The sequence below is a fragment of the Salinisphaera sp. SPP-AMP-43 genome (genome assembly GCF_049568105.1).
Taxonomy (GTDB): domain Bacteria; phylum Pseudomonadota; class Gammaproteobacteria; order Nevskiales; family Salinisphaeraceae; genus Salinisphaera.
Genome location: NZ_CP145335.1, coordinates 2,976,594 through 3,002,800, shown reverse-complemented (window position 1 = coordinate 3,002,800; position 26,207 = coordinate 2,976,594). Strand labels below are relative to the sequence as shown.

18 protein-coding genes are annotated in these 26,207 nt (G+C 62.1%); 5 read left to right on the top strand and 13 right to left on the bottom strand.

The window, feature by feature from the left end; all coding sequences use genetic code 11:
• The first annotated feature begins 176 nt into the window (after nt 1–176).
• Entirely contained in the window at nt 177–1,046 is an 870-nt protein-coding gene (htpX, locus tag V5738_RS12845) for a zinc metalloprotease HtpX (RefSeq protein ID WP_423821204.1), read from the top strand.
• An 85-nt stretch (nt 1,047–1,131) separates the two neighbouring features.
• Here htpX and V5738_RS12840 read toward each other — a convergent pair whose 3' ends face one another.
• From V5738_RS12840 to V5738_RS12825, 4 genes are all read right to left on the bottom strand, one after another.
• Entirely contained in the window at nt 1,132–1,563 is a 432-nt protein-coding gene (locus V5738_RS12840; RefSeq protein ID WP_423821203.1) for a CBS domain-containing protein, read from the bottom strand.
• Between the two features lie 274 nt (nt 1,564–1,837).
• Nucleotides 1,838–2,479, bottom strand: a complete 642-nt coding sequence (locus V5738_RS12835) for a DUF6655 family protein (protein ID WP_423821202.1) — start codon at nt 2,477–2,479, stop codon at nt 1,838–1,840.
• Nucleotides 2,480–2,650: 171 nt separating this feature from the next.
• Nucleotides 2,651–4,891 (bottom strand): NADP-dependent isocitrate dehydrogenase, encoded by a 2,241-nt coding sequence (locus tag V5738_RS12830; RefSeq protein WP_423821201.1) that lies wholly within the window; start codon nt 4,889–4,891, stop codon nt 2,651–2,653.
• A 269-nt stretch (nt 4,892–5,160) separates the two neighbouring features.
• The gene (locus V5738_RS12825; RefSeq protein WP_423821200.1) at nt 5,161–6,072 is read right to left on the bottom strand and encodes a LysR substrate-binding domain-containing protein; all 912 of its coding nucleotides are present in this window, start codon (nt 6,070–6,072) and stop codon (nt 5,161–5,163) included.
• A 158-nt stretch (nt 6,073–6,230) separates the two neighbouring features.
• Between V5738_RS12825 and V5738_RS12820 the strand changes: the two genes are divergently transcribed.
• Complete coding sequence (locus V5738_RS12820; protein ID WP_423821199.1) at nt 6,231–7,490, top strand: MFS transporter; 1,260 nt, start codon at nt 6,231–6,233, stop codon at nt 7,488–7,490.
• 16 nt (nt 7,491–7,506) lie between these two features.
• Here V5738_RS12820 and V5738_RS12815 read toward each other — a convergent pair whose 3' ends face one another.
• On the bottom strand, nt 7,507–8,799 hold the full coding sequence (locus tag V5738_RS12815) for a DUF2252 family protein (protein ID WP_423821198.1): 1,293 nt from the start codon (nt 8,797–8,799) through the stop codon (nt 7,507–7,509).
• A 237-nt stretch (nt 8,800–9,036) separates the two neighbouring features.
• Here V5738_RS12815 and V5738_RS12810 point away from each other — a divergent pair, with 237 nt between their 5' ends.
• Together V5738_RS12810 and pdxY are read left to right on the top strand one after the other, a co-directional pair.
• Entirely contained in the window at nt 9,037–10,227 is a 1,191-nt protein-coding gene (locus V5738_RS12810) for an MFS transporter (protein ID WP_423821197.1), read from the top strand.
• Between the two features lie 30 nt (nt 10,228–10,257).
• Nucleotides 10,258–11,142, top strand: coding sequence for a pyridoxal kinase PdxY (pdxY, locus tag V5738_RS12805; RefSeq protein WP_423821196.1), 885 nt, complete (start codon nt 10,258–10,260; stop codon nt 11,140–11,142).
• Nucleotides 11,143–11,164: 22 nt separating this feature from the next.
• Here pdxY and murI read toward each other — a convergent pair whose 3' ends face one another.
• Nucleotides 11,165–11,983 carry a glutamate racemase gene (gene murI / locus V5738_RS12800; protein ID WP_423821195.1) on the bottom strand — a complete coding sequence of 273 codons (819 nt, stop codon included), beginning with the start codon at nt 11,981–11,983 and terminating at the stop codon, nt 11,165–11,167.
• A gap of 653 nt (nt 11,984–12,636) precedes the next feature.
• Between murI and V5738_RS12795 the strand changes: the two genes are divergently transcribed.
• Complete coding sequence (locus V5738_RS12795) at nt 12,637–13,815, top strand: diguanylate cyclase (RefSeq protein WP_423821194.1); 1,179 nt, start codon at nt 12,637–12,639, stop codon at nt 13,813–13,815.
• On the opposite strand, the gene V5738_RS12790 is transcribed toward V5738_RS12795, so the two are convergent.
• The 7 genes from V5738_RS12790 to V5738_RS12760 all read right to left on the bottom strand — a co-directional run bounded on the left by V5738_RS12790 (nt 13,812) and on the right by V5738_RS12760 (nt 26,102).
• A complete protein-coding gene (locus tag V5738_RS12790) occupies nt 13,812–16,844 on the bottom strand; it encodes an FAD-binding and (Fe-S)-binding domain-containing protein (RefSeq protein ID WP_423821193.1) in 3,033 nt (1,010 codons plus the stop codon). The genes V5738_RS12795 and V5738_RS12790 overlap by 4 nt on opposite strands.
• 367 nt (nt 16,845–17,211) lie before the next feature.
• The gene (locus V5738_RS12785) at nt 17,212–18,135 is read right to left on the bottom strand and encodes a hydroxymethylglutaryl-CoA lyase (RefSeq protein WP_423821192.1); all 924 of its coding nucleotides are present in this window, start codon (nt 18,133–18,135) and stop codon (nt 17,212–17,214) included.
• A complete protein-coding gene (locus V5738_RS12780) occupies nt 18,132–19,361 on the bottom strand; it encodes a CaiB/BaiF CoA transferase family protein (protein WP_423821191.1) in 1,230 nt (409 codons plus the stop codon). The genes V5738_RS12785 and V5738_RS12780 overlap by 4 nt, the downstream gene beginning before the upstream one ends.
• A gap of 457 nt (nt 19,362–19,818) precedes the next feature.
• Nucleotides 19,819–20,427: a glutathione binding-like protein gene (locus tag V5738_RS12775; protein ID WP_037341967.1), complete on the bottom strand. Its 609-nt coding sequence runs from the start codon at nt 20,425–20,427 to the stop codon at nt 19,819–19,821.
• A 59-nt stretch (nt 20,428–20,486) separates the two neighbouring features.
• Nucleotides 20,487–22,220, bottom strand: coding sequence for a dihydrolipoyllysine-residue acetyltransferase (aceF, locus tag V5738_RS12770; protein ID WP_423821190.1), 1,734 nt, complete (start codon nt 22,218–22,220; stop codon nt 20,487–20,489).
• 68 nt (nt 22,221–22,288) lie between these two features.
• Entirely contained in the window at nt 22,289–24,979 is a 2,691-nt protein-coding gene (aceE, locus tag V5738_RS12765; RefSeq protein WP_423821189.1) for a pyruvate dehydrogenase (acetyl-transferring), homodimeric type, read from the bottom strand.
• Nucleotides 24,980–25,193: 214 nt separating this feature from the next.
• Nucleotides 25,194–26,102, bottom strand: a complete 909-nt coding sequence (locus V5738_RS12760; RefSeq protein ID WP_423821188.1) for a LysR family transcriptional regulator — start codon at nt 26,100–26,102, stop codon at nt 25,194–25,196.
• Nucleotides 26,103–26,207 lie beyond the last annotated feature (105 nt).

Below are 26,207 nucleotides of genomic sequence, written 5' to 3'. Positions count from 1 at the left end.
GGCAACACCCAGTGTTACCTGAACGCTAACGTGGGGGCCGAACGCGACTTAAATGCTATTTGAAGCATACGCGTTCGTGGACTATGAATCGACCCGGAAAAGCGTCATCTTGATTACGCTGAATTCGCCGCCACTTTTATTTCCGAGGGTATTAGCCCGTTAGGAGGGTAAGGATAATGAATGCTTTGCGTACCACCGCGCTACTGGCTGGCCTGAGTGTACTACTGGTCTTGGTCGGCGGCGCCTTCGGTGGCAAGGGTGGCATGGTCATCGCTCTGATCTTCGCGGGCGCGATGAATCTGGGCAGCTACTGGTTTTCCGATCGCATGGTGCTCAAGATGCATGGCGCTCGGGAAATCTCTGCGGCAGATGCGCCGGAACTATATAACGTTGTGCGTGAGCTCGCACAGAGCGCACAGCTTCCTATGCCGCGCGTCTATATCATGGAATCCGATACGCCCAATGCATTCGCGACCGGGCGTGATCCGTCGCATGCCGCGGTGGCCGCTACGACCGGGCTGTTGCGGCTGATGAACCGCGAGGAACTGCGCGGTGTGCTCGCGCATGAACTGGCCCACGTCCGGCACCGGGATACACTGATCGGCGCAGTCGCTGCGACGTTTGCTGGGGCTATCACCATGATCGCCAACATGGCGCAGTGGGCGATGTTATTCGGCGGCTTTCGCGGCAACGACGAGGAAGGCGGCGCCGGCGGCGTGCTGGGGGGACTGGTCATGATCGTGCTCGCGCCGCTGGCGGCAACGTTGATCCAGATGGCGGTATCGCGCTCGCGAGAATTCGCTGCTGATAAGGGCGGGGCCGATATTGCCGGCAACCCAATGGGGCTGGCCAATGCCCTGCGAAAGCTCGAACAGGCGAATCAGCAGCATCCCATGGCTTCGGCAACCCGCAACCCGGGAACCGCCCACATGTTTATTGTCAATCCGCTGGCCGGTGTGAACATCGGTAAGCTGTTCTCGACCCATCCGCCGACCGCCGAGCGTATCGAGCGGCTGGAGGCCATGACCGGCCGGGTCCGCATGTAGTGGCATAGCCCGTTGGAGCGGTCAAAACGAAAATCTCAGCCGGCCATCGCGCAGATCGCGCGATGGCCGGTTTTTTTTGGAGAAACTACTGGCCGGTGATGTACTGCTCGAGCTGCTCGATCATGAATTCTTTCTCGGCGAGTACGCCTTTGACCAGATCGCCGATCGAGACCAGGCCGACCAGCTTGTCGTTAGCCATGACGGGCAGATGCCGAAACCGCTTGTCGGTCATCAACGCCAAGCAGTCCTGAATTTTCATGCTCGGCTCGACATAGGCCACACGTGTGGTCATTACGTCGCGCACGGGCGTATCGCGTGACGTGCGATTTTCCAGAATCACCTTGCGTGCATAGTCACGCTCCGAGAGTAGGCCGACCAGACGCCCCGATTCGAGTACGAGAACGGCCCCGATGTTCTTCTCGGACATCAATTCGAGCGCTTCGAAAACCGAACTCTCAGGTGCGATGGTCCAGATCTCAGTGGACTTATCGCGAAGCAGATCGTTGACGGTGGTCATGGCCTAATTCTCCTCTGCCGCTGGTATGACGCGGTTGTGATGTGCTTTATCCGCGAGATTACAACGCCAGACCGAAGAATGCAGCGTCAATATAATCAGTGGGGATGAACACCTGGCCTGGAAACGGAAATCGGGTACGGGCTCTGGCCCGAACCGCGGGGTAGGCCCGCCACGTTGAACCAGGCGGGCCACGAGCCCGGATGCCGCTTATCCGATGGAGAGGCTATGGATGCGGGCCGGTGTCCAGAAGCGGATGCGTCGCGCTCTAGCCGAATCAGCCGTTATTATCCGGGGCCGTCTTGCCTTTCATCTCGGCCTCCGCTTCGGGCGGTAGCAAATTACTGTTTCGCCAGCCGACGCCCAGAATATTTGAGCGATCGAAGTGGGAAAAACCGTAGATCGGGCCGACGATATCCTGCATGTCGCCCGTTTGGGCGTTATAGAAGGCCAGATTGAATTTGGCCACGCCGGTACGGGCGGCTTTCTTGTACAAGGCGAGTTCGGGGGTCTGAACAGTACCGGTCAGCGGAATCGGGATTGGAATGCTGGGTAGGCCGAATAAGGTATCGGCCTGATCGATCGACAGAGCGCCGCTGCTGACTTCGACAATGGTATCGGCCTGGTCGGCCGAGCCGACGAGTTTGTAGCCCTCAGATAGCAGGTGCGAGCGAATACGGCCGATCGCATACTGGGTGCGGTATTCACCGTTGTCGATGAAGTGGGAGCTATCGACATAGATCGCGTTGCCCTTGGGTACGTTGGGTGCGATCTTGGCGGTGGCCTGGTCGGCCGCAGTCGACAGTAGGAGTTGTTCGCGTGCGGTCTGGCTGGGTTGGGTTTCCCGAATCGTGGTACAGGCGGTAAGCGTGAGACAGACCGCCGCGAGCGCGACAGCGCCTTTCTGGGATTTCAGCATATTTTGATTATTCAATAGCTTGAGTAATCGAGCATACCAGAACTCATCGCCCCCCGAGTTCGTCCGAAGGTGGGTTGCAAGGCCCTCGACAAGCTGGCTTACCGGGCATAAAAAAGCCGGTACCCGCAGTGCGCGGATACCGGCTCGAACCCCGAACGGAGTGGGCCAGGCTTATTTCTTGCCGGCCGCAACCATGGCAATGGTCTCGTTGAGGGTCGCACTTGGGCGCATCACTTCCGTGGCACGTTCGCCATTCGGATAGTAGTAGCCTTTGAGATCGACCGGGTCGCCCTGAGCGCCGTTGAGCTCGGCCACGATCTTGTCCTCGTTGGCCTCGAGTTGGTCCGCCAACTCGGCAAAGGTCTTGGCCAGTTCCGGATCGTCTTTCTGATCGGCGATCGCACGGGCCCAGTACATGGCCAGATAGAAATGGCTGCCGCGGTTGTCGAGCTCGCCGACCTTGCGCGAGGGCGATTTGTTCTCGGACAGGAACTTGCTGTTGGCTTGGTCGAGGGCTTCGGCCATCACCCGGGCGCGTTCGTTGTCGAAGGTCTTGCCCAGATGCTCGAGCGAGGCGGCTAGGGCCAGGAACTCACCCAGCGAATCCCAGCGCAAATGATTTTCGCGCTGCAGCTGGCGGACGTGCTTGGGCGCCGAGCCGCCGGCCCCGGTTTCGAACAGCCCGCCACCGGCCATCAACGGCACGATCGACAGCATCTTGGCGCTGGTCCCCAGTTCCATGATCGGGAACAGATCGGTGAGGTAGTCGCGCAGCACGTTGCCGGTCACCGAGATGGTGTCCTTGCCGGCGCGGACCCGTTCCAGGGTATGGTTCATGGCATCGACCGGGGCCATGATCTGGATATCCAGACCCTCGGTGTCGTGCTCGGGCAGGTATTTTTTGACCTTGGCGATCATCTGCGCGTCGTGGGCGCGGTTCTCGTCCAGCCAGAATATGGCTGGCATGCCCGAATCCCGGGCCCGCGTGACGGCCAGCTTGACCCAGTCGGCGATCGGCGCGTCCTTGGCCAGGCACATACGCCAGATGTCGCCGGCGTCGACCTCGTGCTCGAATACCGTCTCGCCGGTTTTATTGGTCACCTGGACCTTGCCGTCGGCGGGAATCTGGAAAGTCTTGTCGTGGGAGCCGTACTCCTCGGCTTTCTGGGCCATCAGGCCGACGTTGGGCACGGTGCCCATGGTGGTCGGATCGAAGGCGCCGTTTTTCTTGCAGTCTTCGATGGTGGCCTGGTAGATGCCGGCATAGCAGCGATCCGGAATCAGCGCCTTGGCCTGGTGCTGGGCATCGTCGGCGCCCCACATGGTGCCGGAGTCGCGAATCATGGCCGGCATCGACGCATCGATGATGATGTCGTTCGGCCAGTGCAGCACCGAAATGCCGCGATGCGAATCGACATAGGCCAGCGGTGCGGATTTGTCGTTGACCTTGGAGATTTCCGACTCGATCGCTGCGATCTTGTCGTCGTCTAGCTGCTGGATATTCTTGTACAGATCACCCAGGCCGGAATCCGGATTGAAGCCGACTTCGTCCAGCGTATCGCCGAACTTGTCCATCACGTCCTTGTAGAACTCGCTGACCACCCAGCCGAACATGATCGGGTCGGAGACCTTCATCATGGTCGCTTTCAAGTGCACCGAGAACAGCAGGTTCTGCTGCTTGGCATCGGCGATCTCGCGATCCACGAACTCGCGGAACGGTTTGGCATGCATGACCGCGGTGTCGACGACTTCGCCTTCCTGCACCGCGATGCCGTTTTTCAGCACTTGGCTTTCACCGGCCTTGGTGTGCAAGGTCACGGTGAGCTCGTCGGCGGCTGCCATGGTGGTCGACTTCTCGGTGTTGTAGAAGTCGCCTTCGTCCATATGCGCGACGTGGGCCTTGTTATCGGATGACCACTCACCCATGCGATGTGGGTACTTGCGGGCGTATTCCTTGACCGAAACCGGGGCCCGGCGGTCCGAGTTGCCCTGGCGCAGAACCGGGTTCACGGCGCTGCCCTTGACCTTCTCGTAGCGCTCGGCGATCTCCTTTGCCTCGTCGGTTTCCGGCTCTTCCGGATAATCGGGGATCTTGTAGCCGGCGTTCTGCAGCTCGGCGATGGCTTCCTTGAGCTGCGGTGTCGAGGCACTGATATTGGGCAGCTTGATGATGTTGGCCGACGGATTGGTCGTCATCTCACCCAGTTCGGCCAGATCATCGGCTGCGCGCTGTTCCTCGGTTAGATAGTCCGGGAAGTGGGCGATGATTCGAGCGGCCAGCGAGATGTCGCGTGTTTCCACCCGGATGCCGGCGGAATCCGTATAGGCATCGATGATCGGCAGCAGCGAATGCGTGGCCAGGGCCGGGGCTTCGTCGGTGAGGGTGTAGATGATCTTCGGCGTGTCAGACATCGTCGCGTTTCAACCTCGCTGTGCAAGTTGCTATCCCAGAGTGGGTGGGGATGGTGACAGTTTTTCGCAACCCGTGGGTAGCAGCCGCGCTGGGCGGGTTCGAAATCGGACCGAGGCCAATCAAGATCAAGACGCGAAAGCCCGCATTGAACGGGGCTTACCGCGTGATTCGAACGCTGGTGTATACACTGGTTTGGGTAGGGCTCGAATCGCGGCAGCCGAGTCATCGCGAGGCTCGGCTGCGCAAATTCGCGATTTTATGGGCGCGGTTAAGGGCTGGGCGAGTCCATGTCGACCGAGCTGTTGCCGAGCTGGCCGGCCAGCCAGTCCAGCACCCGGTCGCGGGCACCGGTGGTGCCGGCCGAGGGATGGCTGAGCAGTTCATAAACGCCGCCAGTCGGATAGTCATGGCCCAGCGGGGCGACCAGGCGGCCGCGCCGCAGCAGGTCCGAAACCAGCGGTTCGCGGCCCATGGCAATGCCGTAGCCTTGGGCGGCCGCTTCCAGGGTCAGGTTCGAATCGGCCAGTCGTTCCCGGCGCCGCGACAGCCGGATCGGCTCGCTCAGGCTGGCCCGCCAGCGTTTCCATTCATCGGCTTGGGCTTCGTTGACCAGGATGCGCTCCCGGGACAGCGCTTTGCGCATCGCCTCGTCGCTGGCCGCCATGCTCGGGCTGCAGACTGGAAACGCGCGCTCGCTGAATAGCCGACGGCCGTCGGTCGTTGCCGGGCGGCGCGGATGGTAGCGGATCGCGATATCGATGGAGTCCTGAAGCAGATCGAGCCAGCGTTCAGTGGTCACCAGGCGCAGCGACAGATTCGGGAAATCCGATTCGAAATCCGATAGCCGCGGTACCAGCCACAGACTGGCCAGCACCGGCGATAGCGTGACCGACAGGCTCTGCGCTTCGGCCGGTTCGAACAACAGGGCGGTCGCGCGCTGGATATCGGCGAACGGCTCGCGCAGCAGCTCGGCGTAGCGGGCACCGAGCGCAGTCGGTCGAATGCCGCGCGGGCCCCGTTCTAGTAGTGGCTGGTCGAGCTGGCGTTCGAGCGTTCGCATCTGATGGCTAACCGCCGATTCGGTGCGATACAGACGCTCGGCTGCAATCCGGATGCTGCCGGCTTCGACCACGGTCAGAAAGACGTAGAGCGCCTGAAAAGACGGCGATTGAGTGCTCATCGCAGCCGACTTGAACACAGTTTGGGTCGAGGCGCGAATTTTTGCGCGTGTATTCGACCTTGGTCGCAACCAGAGTATGCCGCCCGCGGTGCTCGGCCCCGCCCAAAAGGCCGCGCTGCCAAGCCCCAACATGCTCTGTCGTCGCCTGTGTGATCGCCATGAAATCTGTATCCGTGCAGTCTGCTGTGCCCGTTCTGTTGCTGCGGGTGTTCGCCCCGTTTACTACCGTGTATATGCTCTCCGAGCTGATGCGCAATGTGGGCGGTGTGGCCGCGCCGGCGATTCAGGATTCGCTGGCGATCAGCGCCGGGCAGCTGGGGCTCTTGACCAGTGTGTTCATGATCGCGATCGCGGCGCTGCAGGTCCCGGTCGGCATGCTGCTGGATCGCTTCGGCTCGCGGCGTGTGGTGAGCCTGTTTCTGGTGGCGGCCGCGATCGGCACGGTGCTGTTCACGGCCGACAGCTATGCCATGGTCGTGCTCGGGCGACTGCTGACCGGGGCCGGGCTGGCGGCCTGCTGGGTTGGGGCCTACAAGGCCAATGCGCTGTGGTGGTCGCCGCAGCGGGCGACGTTGGTCAATGGGGCGCTGCTGGGGCTGTCCGGGCTGGGCGCGATGGCCGCGACTCTGCCGACCGAAATCGCGCTCGATTACATCAGCTGGCGCGAATTGTTTCGCGGGCTGGCGATTGCCATCGCTGCGCTGGCGGCTCTGATCTGGTGGTGGGTACCGGATCATCCCGAAGAGGGGCGCTCGGCGGATGTCGCCGATCGACCGCGGCTGTCTGCGGTCTTTGCCGAGCCGCTGTTCTGGCGCTTGGCACCGGTAGTACTGCTCTGCGAGGGCAGCTGGATGGGCTATCAGGGCTTGTGGGCCGGGGTCTGGATGCGTCAGGTCAACGACTTCACCAGTGCTGAGGCAGCCACCCGTTTGATGTGGCTGGCCGGTGCCGTGGTCATCGGGCAACTGCTGCTGGGCGCGCTGGCCGATGCCATGACTCGTCGCGGTGTGTCGCTTGATCGGATCATGACCGCGGTCGTGGGCGTGTTCATCGGCGCTCAGGCGTTGTTACTGGTCGCACCGGCGTTCTGGGTCGGGCCGCTGTGGATCGTGTTCGGCCTATGCACGGCCGGCTCGGTGATGGCCTATGCCCGTATCGCCCAGGTGCTGTCGCCGCGGCTGATGGGGCGGGCTGTGGCCTTGCTGAATATGTGCGGCGCCGGGGCCGCGTTTGCGATCCAGACCGGCATCGGCTGGTTCATCGAACTATGGCCGGCCGATGCGGCGGGCCACTATCCGGCGATCGCCCACGAATATGCGCTCGGTTTCCTGGTCGTCGCTCAAGCCTTAGCGCTAGGCTGGATGGCAGGCCCCAGATGGCTGCGCCGGCCAGGGCCGCGTCTGGCCACCGCTGGCTAGGCGGATTCGCGGCGGGTCACTCGTGAACGCCGCGGGCCTCGACGAAGGCTGCGTAGTCGCGGCGCATGCGTTCGGCGTAGGCGAGGGCGAAATCGACGATCATCGCCTTGAAGGTCTCGCGATCGTTGCTGATGCGTTCGGTCACGGCGCGCCCGAAGTAGCCGGGGTCGTCTGGGGCCAGATAGGCGGCGCCGCGCAGATGTTCGCGGGCGATGATGCGCCCCCACTGTCGCGCCAGGGCCCGATAGGTTTTGAAGCCGTCGATTTTGTGGGTCGGGAAGTCTTTCTTGTATGGCGAACGCCGGCGTACCGAAAACCAGTTGTCGCCCAGGGCCAGCCAGCCGAGATAGGCATCCGGATGCTGGGCCAGGGCCCGGGCGGCCTCGGCGTGGCGTCTGGCTTCATGTTCGTACTCGCGGCGACGTTCGTCGGCCGAGAGTTGAGCGATCGCCGGTGGCTGGGTCTGCTGTTTGATGTCCAGCAGCACATAGTCGTCAAGATCGCTGGCCTGCGCCTTGACCAAGGCATAGAAGCGTTCCAGTCCGAGCGAGCCGGTGCCGGCATTCAGGCGTCGAGCCACATCGACGATCGAGAACGCCGTGCGCTCGTCGTCGGCGTTGAGCAGCGTCTTCGGATACTGTTCGTTCAACGCCTTGGTCAGTTGCTGGCGTTCGGCGGCCGATACGCCGCCCAGCTTGCGGTATTCGGTATCGAAGACCGGCGTACCGTCTTCGGTTTGGATCGTCCACTTGGCCAGTTGCCGGGCCACCCCGTGTTTTTTCTGCACTTTCTTCATGAAGTGCCGGAGTGGTGGGTCTTCGTAGGCGACGTGGATATCCTCGGCGGGCAGGCCATCGGCCAGGGTATCGAGATAATCGGTCAGGAAGTGGCGGATCGCGCGCTGGGTCTGGCCGGTCGTCAAGCCGGCGTTTTCGTTGGCGTCGAGGACCATCGAGGCGGCATGCCGCCAAAGGTCGTACTGGAAATCGCCGACCAGGGCATCGTCGAAATCGTCCATGCCGAAATGCACGCCCTGGCGGTCGTCGCCGTAGGCGCCATGATTGTGGACATGGGCGTCGCCCTGTAGCCAGGTGCGGGTATCGGGGCGGCCGCCGAATAAATCCAGCCGCCAATCGTCGCGGACGTCGGACCAGAACAGATGATTGGTACCGCGGAAGAATCGATAGGCCGAGCGCGTCATCTTGGCATATTTGCGCTGGCGATCGATGTCCCGAATATCGGCGTTCTCGGTGTCTATGGCGGCCAGAACGCGTTGTTCGCGTTCAAGGTCAGAATCGGCCTGGGCCATGAGGGCTCGCGGTGGCAGGGCGGTTCATGAACTCTACGGCAAGCCGAAACTTCGGCAAAGCCCGCGATGACACGGATCATCCGGCTCGAGCAGCCCAACCGGATTGAGTTCTGGATGGTTTATGGACCACCGTGGAGACGGGGCGCCCTTCATGCAAATTTAATACTTTAGTCTTAGTTGCCAGCCAGGTATACTGAATCGCTTATCTTGCCGCCCAGCTCACTTTCTTTTCCGCTTATGCCGAACAGAGTACTTCAGGTGCTGGTGTTTGTAGCGCTAGCGACCGGTGGTTTCGCAATCGGTACGACCGAATTCGGCACCATGAGTCTGCTACCGCTGATCCAGCGTGCGTTCGCGATCGATGAATCCACGGCCAGTCACATCATCAGTGCCTATGCGCTGGGGGTCGTCGTCGGTGCGCCGGTGATTACTGTCATCGCCGCGCGTATGTCGCGCAAGCCGCTGCTGATCGGGCTCATGGCGGTATTTGCGCTAGGTAACGGGCTGAGTGCGCTTGCGCCCAGCTATCATTGGCTGATCGTGTTTCGTTTTATCAGCGGACTGCCGCATGGCGCCTATTTCGGGCTGGCTTCGCTGGTGGCGGCGTCGGTGGTCAAGCCGCATCGCCGGACCCAGGCGGTCGGCTATGTGATGCTCGGCCTGACACTGGCGACCATCATCGGGGTGCCGGCCGCAACCTGGCTCGGCACACTGCTCGGCTGGCGTGCCGGCTACTGGGTGGTTACGGCGATTGCGCTCGCGGCCGGGGTCCTGATCACGTTCTTTGCCCCGTATCAAGGCGTACACGGCGATGCCCATCCCCGGCGCGAGCTCTCGGCCCTGGCCCGGCCGAACGTCTGGCTGACGCTGTCGATCGGCGCGATCGGCTTTGGCGGGGTATTCGCTGTCTATACCTATCTGACCACCACGCTCGGCGAGATTACGCATATGTCGCCGGCCTACGTGCCGATCATTCTGGCCTTGTTCGGCCTGGGCATGACTTTCGGCAATATGTTCGTGCCGCGGTTCGCCGATCAGGCCCAGATGCCCACGGCCGGCATCATGCTGACCTGGAACATGGTTGCGCTGTTGTTGTTTCCGCTGGCGGCGCAGCATGCCGTGACCGTGGCGATCGATGTGTTCTGTATTGGCGTGGGCGTATCGCTGGCCGCCATCCTGCAGACGCGCTTGATGGACGTGGCGGGCGAGGCACAGAACCTGGCAGCCGCGCTCAATCATGTGGCTTTCAACGCAGCCAATGCGATCGGACCGCTGTTGGCTGGTGCAGTCCTGGCCGCAGATTTTGGTCTGACCTCGACCGGTATCGTCGGGGCCATCCTGTGTCTGGGTGGGTTGGTGATGTGGGCCCTGGCTTGGAGTTATGATCGCCGCGAGGCGGTGTCGGCCGCCCATACCAAGATCGGCTGATCCATTCCCAAAGCCGGGAGTACGGCGTTCGTGAGCGATATCATTTCGATCCAGAGCCATGTGGCCTATGGCTACGTCGGCAACCGAGCCGCGGTGTTTCCGCTGCAGCGCCTGGGGTGGGACGTCACCGCGATCAATACGGTGCAGTTTTCCAACCATACCGGCTACGGCTGTTTCAGCGGTGAGGTATTCAGTGCCGAGCATGTCGCCGACGTCTTCGACGGCCTAGCGGGCCTGACCGGGCTGGCCGGGCTGGCCGGAGTCCGTGCGTTGCTGACCGGCTATATGGGCGATCAGCGTACCGGGGCGGCAGTGCTCGACTGTCTGGGCCGAATGCGCCAAGCCAATGGCCATGCGCTGTACTGCTGCGACCCAGTGATGGGCGATACCGGCCGTGGTTTTTTCGTGCGCGCCGGGCTACCGGAATGGATGCGCGATCAGGCAGTACCGGCGGCTGATATCATAACGCCCAACCAGTTCGAGTTGGCTTGGCTGGCCGGCCTGCCGGTTACCACCCGCGAGCAGGCGATCACGGCTGCGGCCGCGCTGCGCGCACAAGGCCCGCAGGTGGTGCTGGTCACTTCGCTGGTGGTCGAGGACAGCGCCGCCGATCGAATCGCGATGCTGGTCGATACGGCCGAGGGCAGTTGGCGGGTCTCCACGCCGTTGATTGCCTTCGAGACCCCACCAAACGGTGCCGGCGATTTCACGGCGGCCATGTTTCTGGCCGGCTGTCTCGAGCACGGATTGGCCGGTGAGGGCCCGGCCGTAGCGCTAGCGCGAACCGCGGCCGCGGTACAGATTCTGTTTGAAAGGACCCATGCCGCCGGGCGCCGCGAACTGGCCTTGATTGCCGCCCAGGACGAGATCGCGGCGGCCTGCGGTGATCAGGTCGCGATCGAACGGCTGCGCTGAACGGTCGGCCTGGAGCGATGCGCTAAAACGCCGCCACAGGTCCGAGCCCGAATCGGGCCAGCCCGGGTTCGAGTGCGGCACAGCGCTCGGGGTCGCCGGTGGTGACGGTGCGTCCGATCGAAGGGGCCGCTGGCCAGTGTTGGCCGGCCAGAAGACTCGCACAGCGCCTGGCGATGCCTTCGGCACCGTCGATAAACGACAACGGCCTTGGGGCAGCGGCCCGGAGCGCATCGATCGCCAGTGGGAAATGGGTGCAGGCCAGCACCACTGTATCGAGCGTATCGCCGCCCGGCTGTGCCAGCAAGCCGTGCAAGGCAGCAGCGGGGGCTTCGGGATCGGCCGGTGCCATCCCACGCAGTTCAGCTTCGACGAAATCGACCAGATCGGGGGCGCCGTAGCGCAGCACCCGGCAGTCATGGGCAAAACGCTCGGCCAGATCGTCGACATAGCTCTGGCGTACGGTCGCCGCGGTGCCAAGTACGCCGATCACTCGGGTGGCCGACAGACAGGCGGCCGGCTTGATCGCCGGCACCGTACCTACCACTGGAATCGCCAGTACTTCACGCACGGCAGATAAGGCGATGGTGGAAGCCGTATTGCAGGCAATCACCGCCAAGCAGGGCCGATAGCGTTCGACCATCCGGCCGAGCAGGGCGGGTACCCGTGTGGTGAGCGTGGTTTCGTCACACTGGCCGTAGGGATAGGCTGCGCTGTCCATGGCGAACACGATCGGGGCGCATGGCAACTGCTGACGAATGGCGGCCAGCACCGACAGCCCGCCTACGCCGGAGTCGAATACGAGTATCGGCGCGGCGTTGTCCTGGATCTGTTGGCATGTCATAGCAGGCGATGGGCATGGTGCCGACGCGTCGGCCGAGCACCTAGTAGCGAGTGAACAGGCGCGGGGCGCCGGCGAACAAGTATATCGGCCCGCCGCACCGGCGCGCCCGAGATGTTTCTAATAGCTCATCCAATGGTTCGGCTGGGTTGAACCGGGGGCGGAGCCCAAGCGAAACGCCCGCCGATCCTAGTGGAATTACGCTATTTACCGGTGTTCGAGCCAGACGCTATTGTCGGCGGGTTGCCCGGTACGTGCCACCACCTGGGGGCGGTTGATGTGTCGTACGAGTCTGCGCCGTGCGCTGTCTCCAAAAGACGATCGGCGATCAGACGAGGCGTAGCAGGCAGGACGTCGTCATACTGCGCAGGCGCAAGGACGCGAGAATGGCCGAACAATGGCGCTTGGCTTTCGAAAGGAGCTGCCCATGCCCAATAACTCATGGGCGGCGTCACAGGCCCTGATCGTGGCCTGCCGCGATCAGCGACTCGCGTTTCGCCGAATGCGATGGGCGGTCGCCCACGCGGCGCTCGGACCAAGTCGCGTCCTGCCTTTGTGCCTAGAAATATTCGGTGGCCCGGGTCGATACCGAGTGGCGGGCGCTCGAAGCCGAGTCGTCTTCGGCTCGTTCATTGAGTCGCCAATATGGATCGCAAATGGCAATAGATGAGAACGGTGGCGCAACCGAAACCACCGATCAGCGGATCGCACGGCACCAGCGAACGCGTCTACGACGGCTGGGGCTGTCCTGTCTGTCCTATTTGCTCCAGTGTTTGCTGGTCGCAGTTATCGCCTGGTTCGGCGAAACGTCTGCGATATTCGCGCTGGGCTTTGCGCTGACTTGCGCTGTGATCGTGGCGCTGTTTTATCTGGCGTTTCGTAGCGGCCTGAATCTGCGCTTGCGCGAGCCCAATCTGACACTGGCGCAGGTGCTCGCTCCGGCGCTGCCCGGTCTGGCGCTGTTGTATGGGCTCGAGTCGGCCGAGTCGCAGGCAGCATTGCTGCTGACCACAGTCGTGCCGCTGCTGTACGGCACGCTCGACCTGTCTATGGTGAGCTTCGTGGTGGCGGTAGTGGTTTATTCGCTCGGTTATCTGGGGGTGGTGTTCAGTCACGCCTTATTCACGACCAGCGACGGCATTCTGTTCCACAGCTGGATTCTGCTGGCCGCGATCATGGTGGTCATGCCGCAGGTGGTGCTGCTGAGTTCGCTGGTCAATCGATTACGGCGCACATTGCGTGAACGCAACAACGAAATTCGTTCGGCGATGAACCGAATATCGGCGATGGCCGTGCGCGACGATCTGACCGGGCTGTATAACCGCCGTTGGCTGATGGAGATCCTGGCCCGAGAGCAGGCAATGATCTCTCGACGTGCCTATTCGTTCTGCGTCGCGCTCATCGATATCGACCATTTCAAGTCGATCAACGACAGCCATGGCCATGCGGTTGGCGATCGCGTGCTGTGCGAGCTGGGGCAGTATCTAGCCGGCGCGGTACGCGAGATCGATGGGTTTGGTCGTTTCGGCGGCGAGGAGTTCTTGTGGATCGTACCCAACGCCCGCTTCGACTCGATGCTGGGTGCCGCCGAACGGCTGCGACGACGCGTGGCCGAACTCGATTTCTATAACGACGATGGGCAACGGTTTACGATCACGCTGTCGATCGGCATCGCCCAGAACGATGAGCGGCTGAAGTTATGCCACGATACCCTGCTACGCCGGGCCGACCATGCCTTGTACGCCGCCAAGAAACAGGGGCGCAACCAGGTGATGCCGGCATCGATCGAGCCTGCCAAGCGGGCTCGTAACCCGGAGGCCGTGCCGGTCGACTAATTTTCGGCCAGGCTGCGGCCGCTGGTGTGATTCGGTGCCAGGTGATCGAGCAAAAGCTGCGCCGGGTGCGGCGTCCGGGCCCCGTCGAGGCGGGCGATCTGGCTGCGGCAACTATAGCCTGGCACCACAGGTTGGGCGGTATCGGCTGCCAGAGCGCCCGACCACGATAGATCGAAGATCGCCGCCGAAGTTGCGCGGTGTCTTGCCTCGTGGCCATAGGCCCCGCTCATGCCACAGCAGCCGACCTGGCCGCTATCGAGCGACAGGCCAAGGGTTTCGAAAACCGTGTGCCAGTCGCGGTCGCTGGCTGCGGAATCGGTCTGGGCCGTGCAGTGGTTGAATAGCCGAAAGCGTGGGCTGTTGTCCGGGGCCGCTGGTTTGGCGGCGGGTACGGCTTGGGCCAGCCAGCGCTCGAGGGCGACCACCGGCAGAGCGCGGCCGAGAACGTGGCGATAATCGCTGGCCAACGAACGGACGACGCTCGGTTCGATGCCGATCAGTGGCCGACCATGGGCAGCGAGCTGGTCGATGCCCTGGGCCATGCGTGCTGCGGTGCGCTCGAATTCCGGCGTGAAGCCTTTCACATGCAGCGGTTTGCCGCTGGGCATGAAAGGCGCGACCTGGGGCCGGTAGCCGAGCGCAGCGATCAGCTCGATCACGCTCGTCACGGCCGGCGCATCGAAGAAACTGGTAAAGGCATCCTGAATGATGAACACCGCGCGTTCGCGCTCGGCGTCGGGCATCAACGTCCAGCGATCCGGGCTGTATCGATACGCCGGGCGCTCGCGCAGCCAGGCCGTCAGCGTGGGCCGGCTGAACTCGGGTGGGTCGACCAGGCCGAGACGATTAGCCAGCAGACGCTGGATCGCCGGCCGGCGGATCAGCGCATTGGCCAACCCCGGCAGCCGCGCGGCCAGCCGGGCACCGGTTTCCAGGCCGGCCAGGGCATAGTCGGCCGGCGGCCGGGCATAGCGGCCGTGGTACATCGCCAGGAATTCGCTCTTGAAGGCCGGTACGTCGACCCGGATCGGGCACTGAGTGGCACAGGCCCGACAGGACAGGCAGCCATCCATCGCCTGCCAGACCTGGTGCGAGAAATCGGTCTCGGGATCGGCCGGGTCTGCGGCCAGGTCGCGGGCCGCCCGTAGCCACAGCGATGATTCGGCCGGGGCCAGGTCGGCGGTCGTGTGTCCGGCTTCGGCGAGCTGGCGCAGCCATTCGCGCATGGCGCTGGCCCGGCCTTTCGGCGAATGCAGGCGGTCGCGGGTGGCTCGATACGAGGGGCACATGACATGCGCCGGGTCGTAGTCGAAGCAGGCGCCGTTGCCGTTGCACTGCATGGCGCCGGGAAAAGCCGCGCGCTCATCGGCCGGGATCTGGCGGTCGAAGGTGCCGCGGGTCGGCGCATCCATGGCGGCGATGGGTACGCGCTCGGGGTCGAGCGCCACGATCTTGCCCGGGTTGAGCTGGTTGCGTGGGTCGAAGGCGCGCTTGATCTCGCCAAGCGCGCCATAGAGCGGCTCGCCGAAAAACGGCCGGTTGTATTCCGAGCGATAGCCCTTGCCATGTTCGTTCCACAGCAGGCCGCCATAGGATTCGGCCAGATGGCGGACCCGGGTGGTGATCTCGCGCATGATGCGTTCGTCGGCGGGGTCGGTCAGATCCAGCGCCGGCCGGACATGCAGACAGCCCACGTCGATATGCCCGAACATGCCGTAGGCGACGCCGTATTCATCGAGAATCGCGCGAAAATCGGCAACATAGTCGGCCAGGAACCGTGGGTCCACGACCGTATCCTCGACGAAGGGCAGGGGCTTTTTCGCCCCCGGCGTCGAGCCGAGCAGGCCGACGCCGCCCTTGCGCAGTGCCCAGAGAGCCGCACGCCGCTCCGCCGCCTCGGCGCGGTAATAGCCGATTGCGCCGCCTTCGCCGTTGCCCAGGGCAGTATCCAGCCGAGCCGCGCCCTCTGGCAGGCTGCCCCGACCGGCAAATTCGACTAGATTGACCGCGCCGGGCGTACTGCCGTCGGCGTTTTCGATCATGTCGCGGACCCGTTCGTAGATCGGGTTGTCGCGGGCCAGACTCATGACTTTTTCGTCGACCGATTCGATCGCGCTCGGGTCGTATTCCACCAGCGTTTCGGCATCGCGCAGGGCGGCATCGAAACTGTCGTAGCGCAGCGCATAGAGCACGGTGGTATCGGGGATCGGCGTCAGCTTGAGGGTGAGCTGGCTCACCAGCGCCAGCGTGCCTTCGGAGCCGCCGATCAGCTTATTGAGATGACAGCGACCGTTATCGTCGACCGCCTGGGCTAGGTTGTAGCCCGACAGATAACGCGACAGATCGGGAAATACGCGTTCGATCTCACCTCGGTTGTCGTCGATGATGGTTTTTACGCGGTCGTTGATCGCGGCGATACGGGCATCGGGCGCCGGGGCGTGCGCGCGTGAATCGATCACATGCACGGCGCCGTCGGTGAGTACTACGCGGGTCGCCAGTACGTGGTCGCTGGTTTTACCGTGGATGCGCGAGCCCTTCCCACAGCCGTCGGTATTGGCCATGCCGCCAAGGGTGGCCCGCGAAGAAGGGGCGACGTTGGGGGCAAAGAACAGATCGTGCTCGGCCAGGGCATCGTTCAGCTGATCGAGCACCACGCCGGGCTGGACCACGACTTCGCGGGCGGCTGGGTCGATCGAGACGATCCGATTCATATGCCGCGAGCAGTCCAGCACGAAGCCGGCGGTCAGCGAACAGCCGATGGTACTGGTGCCGCCGCCGCGGGGCGCAAGGTAGATGGCATGGAATTCGGGCTCGGCCAGGGCGGCGGCCACGCGCTCGATATCGGCTTCGTCGCGTGGGAAGAACACGCCGGCCGGCAGGGTCTGGAAGGCGCTGTTATCGGTGGCGAGCGTAATGCGTGTGGCGTAGCTGGTATCAATGTCGCCGGCAAAGCCGAGCGCGGCCACGCGCTCGACGAAGGCGCGCTGCAACGGGTCGAGGGCGTGTTCGGGCGGCAGGGTCGGCAGCATCGGGATCCAGCAAGACAGAGCGTTGCCCGCAGGATAAACCCGAACCGGGCAAGCGGGCAGTCGGTCCGCCCAATCAGCAGGTCAGTCAACGGGTTGAAGGTGCGCTATTTCCAGGGCCTGCGAACGTTCGGCACGCGTTCGTAGCCCACGCTTGCTGGGGGAGCAGGCACGGCGAAGCGAGCATCGCGAACCTGGCGTAGCCGGCTTCGGAGCGGTCCGCCCCTAAACGAACCGTGGGCGCCCGGCGACACAGCTGGTCAAGCGTGAGGCACGCCAAGAGCCGAGGGCTCGCATCGAGCCGAACCGGATGGGCGAACGCCCGGGCGCTGTCACGAAACCACAGCAGACCGGGCGATCGAGTCCGGCTTCAGGCCAGCGATGCTGGCAACGGATAACGCCGATCGGCCTTGCCGGCCTTGACCACCTGGCCGGGCACGTCGTGGCCGATCAACTCGGGCAGGGTTTCGCTGACCGCGATCAGACCGTCCAGATCGACGCCGGTCGTAACCCCCATGCACTCGAACATATGCACCAGATCCTCGGTGCAGATATTGCCGGAGGCGCCTGGGGCGTACGGGCAGCCACCGAGGCCGCCGAGCGCGGCATCGAAGTGCCGCACGCCGACCTGCCAGGCTGCCAGGGCATTGGCCAGACCCATGCCGCGGGTGTTGTGTGGATGCAGGGTGAGGTTGAGTGCCGGATGGCGTTCGCGCACCGCCTCGCAGAGGGCTGCGACCTGCAGTGGGTTGGCGACGCCCGTGGTATCGCAGAGCGTGACCCCGCTGATACCGAGATCGGCGATGCAGGCGACGATCTCGAGCACCCGCTCGGCGGCGACCGGGCCTTCGAAAGGGCAGCCGAAGGCGGTGGAGATCGAGGCATTGAGGGTGACGCTCGCGCCGTTGGCGGCGGCGACCATGTCGGCAAAACGGGCCAGCGACTCGTCGGCCGTCATACGCAGATTGGCCCGGCCGTGACTGTCCGAGGCGGACATGACGAAGTTCAGCTCGTCGGTGCTGACGGCGATCGCACGCTCGACGCCTTTGATGTTCGGGATCAACGCGACGTAATCGATATTCGGCGTGCGCGTAATGCCTTGCATGACTTCGGCGGCATCGGCGAGGTTGGGAATGGCCTTGGGCGAGGTGAAAGAGGTGGCCTCGATCTTGGCCAGGCCGGTCGCCGATAGCCGGTCGATGAAGGCGATCTTGTCGGCGGTTTCGATCCAGCGGGCCTCGATCTGGAAACCGTCGCGGGCGGCGACGTCGTTGATGAATACGCGATCGGTCATTGGGTCGTCTCCGAGTCGTAGAGCACGCCGCGCTCGTAGAGCGCATTCTGGGTGTCGCGGTCGATACCGAGTTCGTCCATCACGGCGCGGGTGTGGGCGCCGAGCGCCGGGCCGCCGCCGTTGATCCGCCCGGGCGTTCGCGATAGCCGCGGCAATACCGACGGTACTTTCAGCTCACGGCCTTCGGGCGTGGTGATCGTTTCCAGCATCTGACGCGCGGCATAGTGTTCGTCGGCCACGATGTCGGCCGCCGTATAGGGCCGGCCGGCCGGGACGCGGGCGGCTTCCAGCGTTTCCAGAACTTCTTCGCGAGAATGGGCCCGGCTCCACTGGCTGATCGCGCCGTCGATGCGCTTGGCCTGCTGGGAGCGGCCGTCGTTGTGGGCCAGATCCGGATCCTCGGCCAGATCGTCGCGGCCGATGGCGGTCATCAGGCGCTTGAAGATCGAGTCGCCGTTGCCGGCGATCAAGACTTCCGAGCCATCGACACAGGGATAGGCATTCGACGGCGTAATGCCGGGCAGGGCACTACCGCTAGGCTCGCGCACGACGCCCGCCGCGTCGTATTCGGGGATCAGCGATTCCATCATCGCGAACACCGATTCATAGAGCGCGACATCGATGTATTGGCCCTGGCCGGAACGGGCGCGTTCATGCAGCGCCAACAGCGCGCCGATTACACCATACAGTGCGGCCAGCGAATCGCCGATCGACACGCCCACCCGTACCGACGATTCGCCCGGATGGCCCGACAGATAGCGCAGCCCGCCCATCGCCTCGCCGATCACGCCGAAGCCGGGCAGATCCCGATACGGCCCGGTCTGGCCGTAGCCGGAAATCCGCACCATGATCAGCCCCGGATTGATCGCGGCCAGCTCGTCCCAGCCTAGGCCCCATTTCTCCAGCCGGCCGGGCGAAAAATTCTCGATCACGATATCGGCCTCGGCGACTAGCTTTTTGACGATGTCCTGGCCTTCGGCGGACTTCAGATCGAGCGACACCGAGCGCTTGTTGCGGGTCTGGACATGCCACCAAAGCGACGTGCCATCGCGCATTACCCGCCAGCGCCGTAGTGGGTCGCCGGTGCCCGGCGGCTCGATCTTGATCACGTCGGCGCCGAATTCGCCGAACAACTTGGCCGCGAACGGCCCGGCGATCAGCTGGCCGAGTTCCAGCACCTTAATGCCGGACAGGGCCTGGGGCGAAGCAGCGATGTTCTCGGTCATGGCGGTCACCGTTTGGAATCCGCCCCCAAGCTAAGCGGGCAGGCTAGCGGCGACAATTGCCGGGTCGACAAGCCAGCTTTCGCGGTTCGTTAAGGCTCGCTGCCTTACGTTCCGTAAGATGTTCATTTGCGGGTCGACGCAGATAAGACATCGAATCGGCACGCTGTGCGGTAAGGGGCAACAACGCTCGTCGAACCGTGGTGCCCGACACGTGGCTCCTTATTCATCACCGATCGACAGGGCAGCGTTGAGGCTATCCGAGTATCGCTAAACTGTGGTGTCGCCTATCGGCCAGAAGCGGACCTACTGGTCGAACAATTTTCGAGCTGGCCAGAAATTAAATTGACAGCCGCGCGGCATCTAAAAAGTGGGCTTGCAGCTAGAGCTTGTGCCTCGTACTGCTGGCCAGCCTTCTCACACATTGAGCGGTACTGACCGCCCAAGAACCATTGCTCATTTAGACTATCCCTTCGGAATTCATGGCTAGCTTAAACGTTGAACGGTCGCCTAGTCCGTTTAGGTAAGCTTTCAGCTTAGGATATGGTGAGAGCGATATTCTAAATAGATCAGACCATCTTGAGATGGTGTAGAGATAGATGTCTGCAAGGGTGAACATCTCTCCTAGAAGGTAGGCATTGGCTTCCAAGTGGCCGTTAATGAAGGAGAATCGCTCACAGATTTTCTGCGTCGCGACGCGTTGAGCTTCGGATCCATACTCCGGATGAAAAAGCCATGGGCTAAACATCTTGTGCAGCTCAGTGCTGATGAAGGTCAGCCATCCTTGGAGCCGGAAATATTGGAGATCATCTTGCGACGGAACTAGCTGCTGAGACGCTACCGAATTCACCATATATTGCATTATGGCGACGCCTTCGGTTAGCAGCTCGCCGTTCTCCAGTTCAAGTGCTGGCACATAGCCCTTGGGATTGATTTGGAGGTAGTCCGCTTCGGTCTCTGTTACGTGCTTCTTGATATCGACCTTCTCTGAGTCGAGTTCAATATCAAGCTCGTGCGCCACAATGCGGGGAGCGAGCGAGCATGTACCCGTTGCGTAGTAAAGTTTCATCATGAGCTCCTTTGCTATGGACTGAGTTGGAAGCTTCGGAAGGGCGCGGTTCTGTCGTCCTAGAGCAACAACGTCCGCAGGTCCGACAGCTTCTCGCTGATGAACCCCGTGATCCGCGCCGCCTTGGCCCCGTCGATCACACGGTGGTCGTAGGAGAACGACAGCGGCAGCAGCAGACGCGGCTCGAACTCGGAACCGTTCCAGACCGGCTGCCAGCTATGCTTGGACACGCCCAGGATGCCGACTTCCGGCGAGTTGACGATCGGCGTGAACGCCGTGCCGCCAACCCCACCCAGGCTGGAGATCGAGAAGCAGGCGCCTTTCATGTCGTCGCCCTTGATCTTGCCTTCGCGGGCGCGGCCGGAGACATCGTCCAGATCGCGGGCGATCTGGTAGATGCCTTTCTTGTCGACGTCCTTGATGACCGGCATGAGCAGGCCGTTGGGGGTATCGACCGCCACGGCGATGTTGACGTACTTCTTGTGCACCAGATGCTCGCCGTCCGCGGTGAGCGAACTGTTGAGATCCGGGAACTTCTTGAGCGCGGCCGCCGAGGCTTTCAGTAGGAAGGCGAGCGGCGTGAGCTTGACGCCGTCGGCCTTGGCCTTTTCCTTGTTGGCCTGGCGGAAGGCTTCCATTTCGGTGATGTCGGCATTGTCGAACTGGGTGACATGCGGGATGAGCAGCCAGTTCTTGTGCACCGCCTTGGCCGAGATCTTGCGGATGCGCGGTAGCTCAGTGACTTCGACTTCGCCGAACTGGCTGAAGTCGATGTCCGGCTGGGCGGGCACGCCACCACCGCCGGCGGGTGCGGCCGTACCGGCGCCCTTGCCGCTCTGGACCTGATCCAGCGCACCCTTCACATAGGACTGGACGTCCTCGAAGGTGATGCGGCCCTTGTGGCCGGAGCCCTTGACGTTGCCGAGATCCGCGCCAAGCTCGCGGGCGTACTTGCGCACGCTCGGCGAGGCGTGGGCCTTGCCGAAACGCTCTTCGTCGACCGACTTGAGCTTGGACGGATTGCCGCCGCTGACGTCGGCCTCGACCGGCTTGTCGTCCTGCGAGGCGGTGCCGGGTTCCGGCTTCTTGTCGCCGCCGCTCGACTTGGCGGACTGGCCGCTTTTCTGGCCGCTGTCCTGTTTCGGCTGGCCCTTGGCGCCGGACTGACCGCCGCTCGACTTGGACCCGCCGGCCGACTGGAGCAGGGCGATGACATCGCCTTCCGAGACAGTGCTGCCTTCGGAGACCTTCAGTTCGCTGATCGTGCCCGCTTCGGTCGAGGGGACTTCGAGGGTCGCCTTGTCTGATTCCAGCGTGATCAGCGGCTGTTCCTTCTCGACTTCGTCGCCTTCGGAAACCAGCACTTCGATGACTTCGACCGAATCGAAATCGCCGATGTCGGGGACCTTGACCTCGACGGTCTCGCCGCCGCCCGACTGTTCGTCGCCGGAGGCCTGTTCGGTTGCTTCCGAGGATTCGTCCTCGGAGGCATCGTCGCCCGACTCCTGGGCCTGCTCGTCGCCATCATCCTGCGACTCGTCGCCACCGGATTCCTCGCCGGCTTCGATCATGGCGATCACATCGCCTTCGGAGACGGTACTGCCTTCGGAGACCTTGAGTTCGGTGATCTTGCCGGCCACGGTCGACGGCACTTCGAGTGTCGCCTTGTCGGACTCCAGCGTGATCAGCGGTTGTTCTTGTTCGACCGTATCGCCCTCGGAGACCAGCACTTCGATGACTTCGACCGAGTCGAAATCGCCGATATCCGGGACCTTGATTTCCTGCGCCGACATTAAAACCTCAATCAATGAATTACGATATTTGGATCTCGTAAAAACTACGGTCGTGCATATCGGCGTCGTTAGACCGTCACCGGATCTGGTTTGTCGGGGCTGATGCCGTACTTGTGAATCGCCTCGGAGACTTTCTCGCGCGGTATCTCGCCTTGATCCGCCAGTGCCTTAAGTGCTGTGACCGTGACCCAGCGTCGGTCGACCTCAAAGAAGTCGCGTAGCGCCGGCCGAGTGTCGGACCGGCCAAAGCCGTCGGTGCCGAGTGTGTAATACGGCAGCGGTATGAAGCCGCGGATCATCTCGGGGTAGGCTTTCATGTAGTCCGTCGCGGCGATCGCCGGACCCCGAGCTTCACTCATTTGGGTCGCGACAAAGCTCTCATGCGGTTCCGACTCGGGGTGGAGCATATTCCAGCGCTGGGTCGACAGACCGTCGCGCTTGAGTTGCGAAAAGCTTGTCGCACTCCAGACCGTGGCACCAACGTCCCAGTCTTCTTCGAGCAGATCGGCCGCAGCGATCACCTCGCGCAGAATCGTGCCGCAGCCCAGCAGCTGCACCTGAGGGTCGTGGGCGCTGTTGCCATCGGAGAATTTGTAGAGTCCCCTGACGATGTCCTCTTCGACACCTTCCGGCATGGCCGGATGAACGTAGTTCTCGTTCATCATCGTGATGTAGTAGTGCACGTCCTGTTGCTCGACGTACATTTCCTGCAGCCCGCGATGGATGATGACCGCCATCTCGTAGCTGAAGGTCGGGTCGTAGGCCTTGCAGTTCGGCACGCAGTCGAACAACACGTGCGAGTGCCCATCTTCGTGCTGCAGACCTTCTCCGTTCATGGTCGTACGACCGGAGGTGCCGCCCATGAGGAAGCCGCGTGTGCACATGTCGGCGGCGGCCCAACACAGATCGCCGATGCGCTGATAGCCGAACATCGCATAGAAGGCATAGAACGGGATCATCGTCTTGCCGTGGTTGTAGTACGACGTGCCGGCGGCGATGAAAGAAGACATTGAGCCCGCCTCGGTGATGCCTTCTTCGAGGATCTGACCGTCGACGGCCTCCTTGTAATACGCCAGCTGATCGGAGTCTTCGGGCGTGAACAGTTGGCCGAATGGCGAGTAAATCCCCATGGAACGGAACATCCCCTCCATGCCGAAGGTACGTGCCTCATCGGGGATGATGGGCACGAGACGATCCTTAAGATTCTTGTCGCGCGCCAGCACTTGCAGGATGCGAACGAAGGCCATCGTGGTCGCCATTTCGCGGTCGCCGGATCCTTGTAGGATCTTCGAGAACGCGGACAACGGTGGAATTTCCAGTTCGTCCCAATCCTGGCGCCGCTGGGGCAGGTAACCGCCCAGCTCTTGTCGACGAGCATGCAGATACTGCATTTCCTCGGAATCCTCAGCCGGCTTGTAGAACGGAACATCGTCGATCTGGTCGTCTGGGATCGGGATCTCGAAGCGGTCACGAAAGGCCCGTATGTCGTCCTGCTGCACCTTTTTCTGTTGGTGCGTGATATTCCGGCCTTCGCCCGAGTCGCCCATGCCGTAGCCCTTGACGGTCTTCGCCAGGATTACGGTTGGCCGACCATTCTTGGTATGGACCGCTCGGTGATAGGCCGCATAGACCTTGTCAGGATCGTGACCGCCTCGATTGAGGCTCGCGACTTCTTCGTCCGATAGCGACGCCACCATCTCTTCGAGTTCGGGATATTTACCGAAAAAGCGCTCGCGCGTGTAAGCGCCACCATTGGCTTTGAAGGCTTGATAGTCGCCATCGACCGTCTCGGTCATCAGTTTTTCGAGTGTGCCGTCGTGGTCTTGTGCCAGCAGCCGATCCCAGGCAGAGCCCCAAATGACTTTGATGACATTCCAGCCGGCACCGCGGAACGCGCCTTCCAGCTCATCGATGATCTTGCAGCCACCCCGAACCGGGCCATCCAGGCGCTGCAAGTTGCAATTGATCACGAAAATCAGGTTATCCAGACCTTCCCGGGCGGCGAGGCCGATCGCACCGCGGGACTCGGGCTCGTCCATTTCTCCATCGCCGCAGAAGCACCAAACATGGCGATCGTCGGTGTTCTGAACGCCGCGGTTGTGCATGTAGCGCATGAATCGAGCTTGGTAGATAGCCGTGATCGGCCCGATACCCATCGATACCGTCGAAAACTGCCAGTAATCCGGCATCAGCCAAGTATGCGGGTAGCTCGATAGGCCTTTGCCAGTCGATTCGGCCCGGAAGTTATAGAGCTGATCGTCGGTCAACCGTCCCTCCAGGTATGAGCGTGCATAGAACCCGGGCGCGGAATGTCCCTGGAAGTAGACAAGATCGCCCCCGTGGTTTTCCGATGGGGCATGGAAGAAGTGATTGAAGCCGACTTCGTAGAGCGTGGCTGCGGAAGCAAAGCTCGCGATGTGGCCACCAACGCCCTCGTGGATGCGGTTGGCCTGGAGAACCATGGCCATCGCGTTCCAGCGGATAATCGACCGAATCCGCCACTCGATTCGCGAATCGCCTGGCGATTGGGGCTGCTGGCCAAGCGGGATCGTGTTCAGGTAAGCCGTGATGGGAGAGGAAACGATCTCGACACCGGCACGACGGGCCCGGTCAAGCAACATCTCGATGAGAAAGTGGGCCCGGTCATGGCCCTCTCGCTCAAGTACCGCATCAAGAGAGTCGGCCCATTCGGCGTTTTCCAACGCCGTGTCATCGGTTTCGGTAGTCGGCGAAGGGAGTGCAACCACGTTGTCGCTCATGAGTAGTCCTGTAAAACCGGGAACTGGTAGGTGTCATGGTCAGCGGATGAACGCCGTGTTTCTGACGACCAAGGTTCTCAGTATTTTCAGCATGAGCGAGCAAGGCCCGCAATTTATAAAAATGGGAACATACTTCCCAAATTTGCAAACGACGCATGGGTCTTGTCCGGCCGACTAAGAGAAGGGAATGGCCGGTAAAGCGAAAGCTTGAGAGCTAAGTAAACGAGTGTCCCTTGGTTTGTAGGGACTTTTCGATCGCGTCCACGAGTGCGCGTGTTCTGCGTGTGATGTGCTTTCGTTCCGGGAAGACGGCCACGATTTCGAGCGGTGCTGGGCGGAAGTCCAATGGAAGCTCGACTAGATTGCCGGAGCGTAGTTCCGGTTTGATGAATTCGGTTGGAATGATGGCGTAGCCGAGACCACGAAGCGCACCGTTGATCAGCATATTGCTGCTGTCGACCTTGTACTTTGATTGCACATCAAGCGCAAAGCATGACCCATCGGCTTTAAGAAACTGCCAAGGATTGGAGCGAAGAGCGCTCAAGGTCGAAATGCACGGCAGCAATGACACCTCCTCAACGGTTGAGGGCGTTCCATGGGTTTCTATAAGAGATGGGGCGGCAACAACAGAACTATGAATCGTCAGGAGGCGCTGCATCACAAGAGAGCTGTCTTCGGGCACACCTCTTAAATAGGCGATCGAGACATCTATTTCCTGCCGAACTGGGTCAAGCGACTGCATGCTCGTGATGCACTCTAAATCGACCAGCGGGTGGTCTCGGGCGAATTCGGAGACCACGTCGCTGAGCCAGACGACACCGAACTCCGTCGGGATCGAGACTTTCATGCGTCCGCTTAGGTGGCCGTCTGTCTCGTGCAGCATGTTCTTCGCTTCGAGAAGATCGTCCATCAGCCCGGACGCATAGTCGTAAAGCAATTGCCCGCTTGGGGTAAGGCTGCAATGCCTGGAGTTTCGCGATAAGAGTCGTGATTCGAAGTCGTCTTCGAGCCTATTGAGGCGGCGGCTTATCGTTGATGTCGGGATACGGAGAGCCTTGGAGGCGCCCGATATCGTGCCGTGACGAGCGACTTCTATGAAGGTGGCCAAATTATTTAGATCCACAGTAACTATCCCTTATCCGAAAGAGGGCATATCGGTAGACGGAGGATACGATGTGCCTTGGTTTCATAAGTGGTCCGCGTTGCCGTCACTGCTGTAATGCCCACG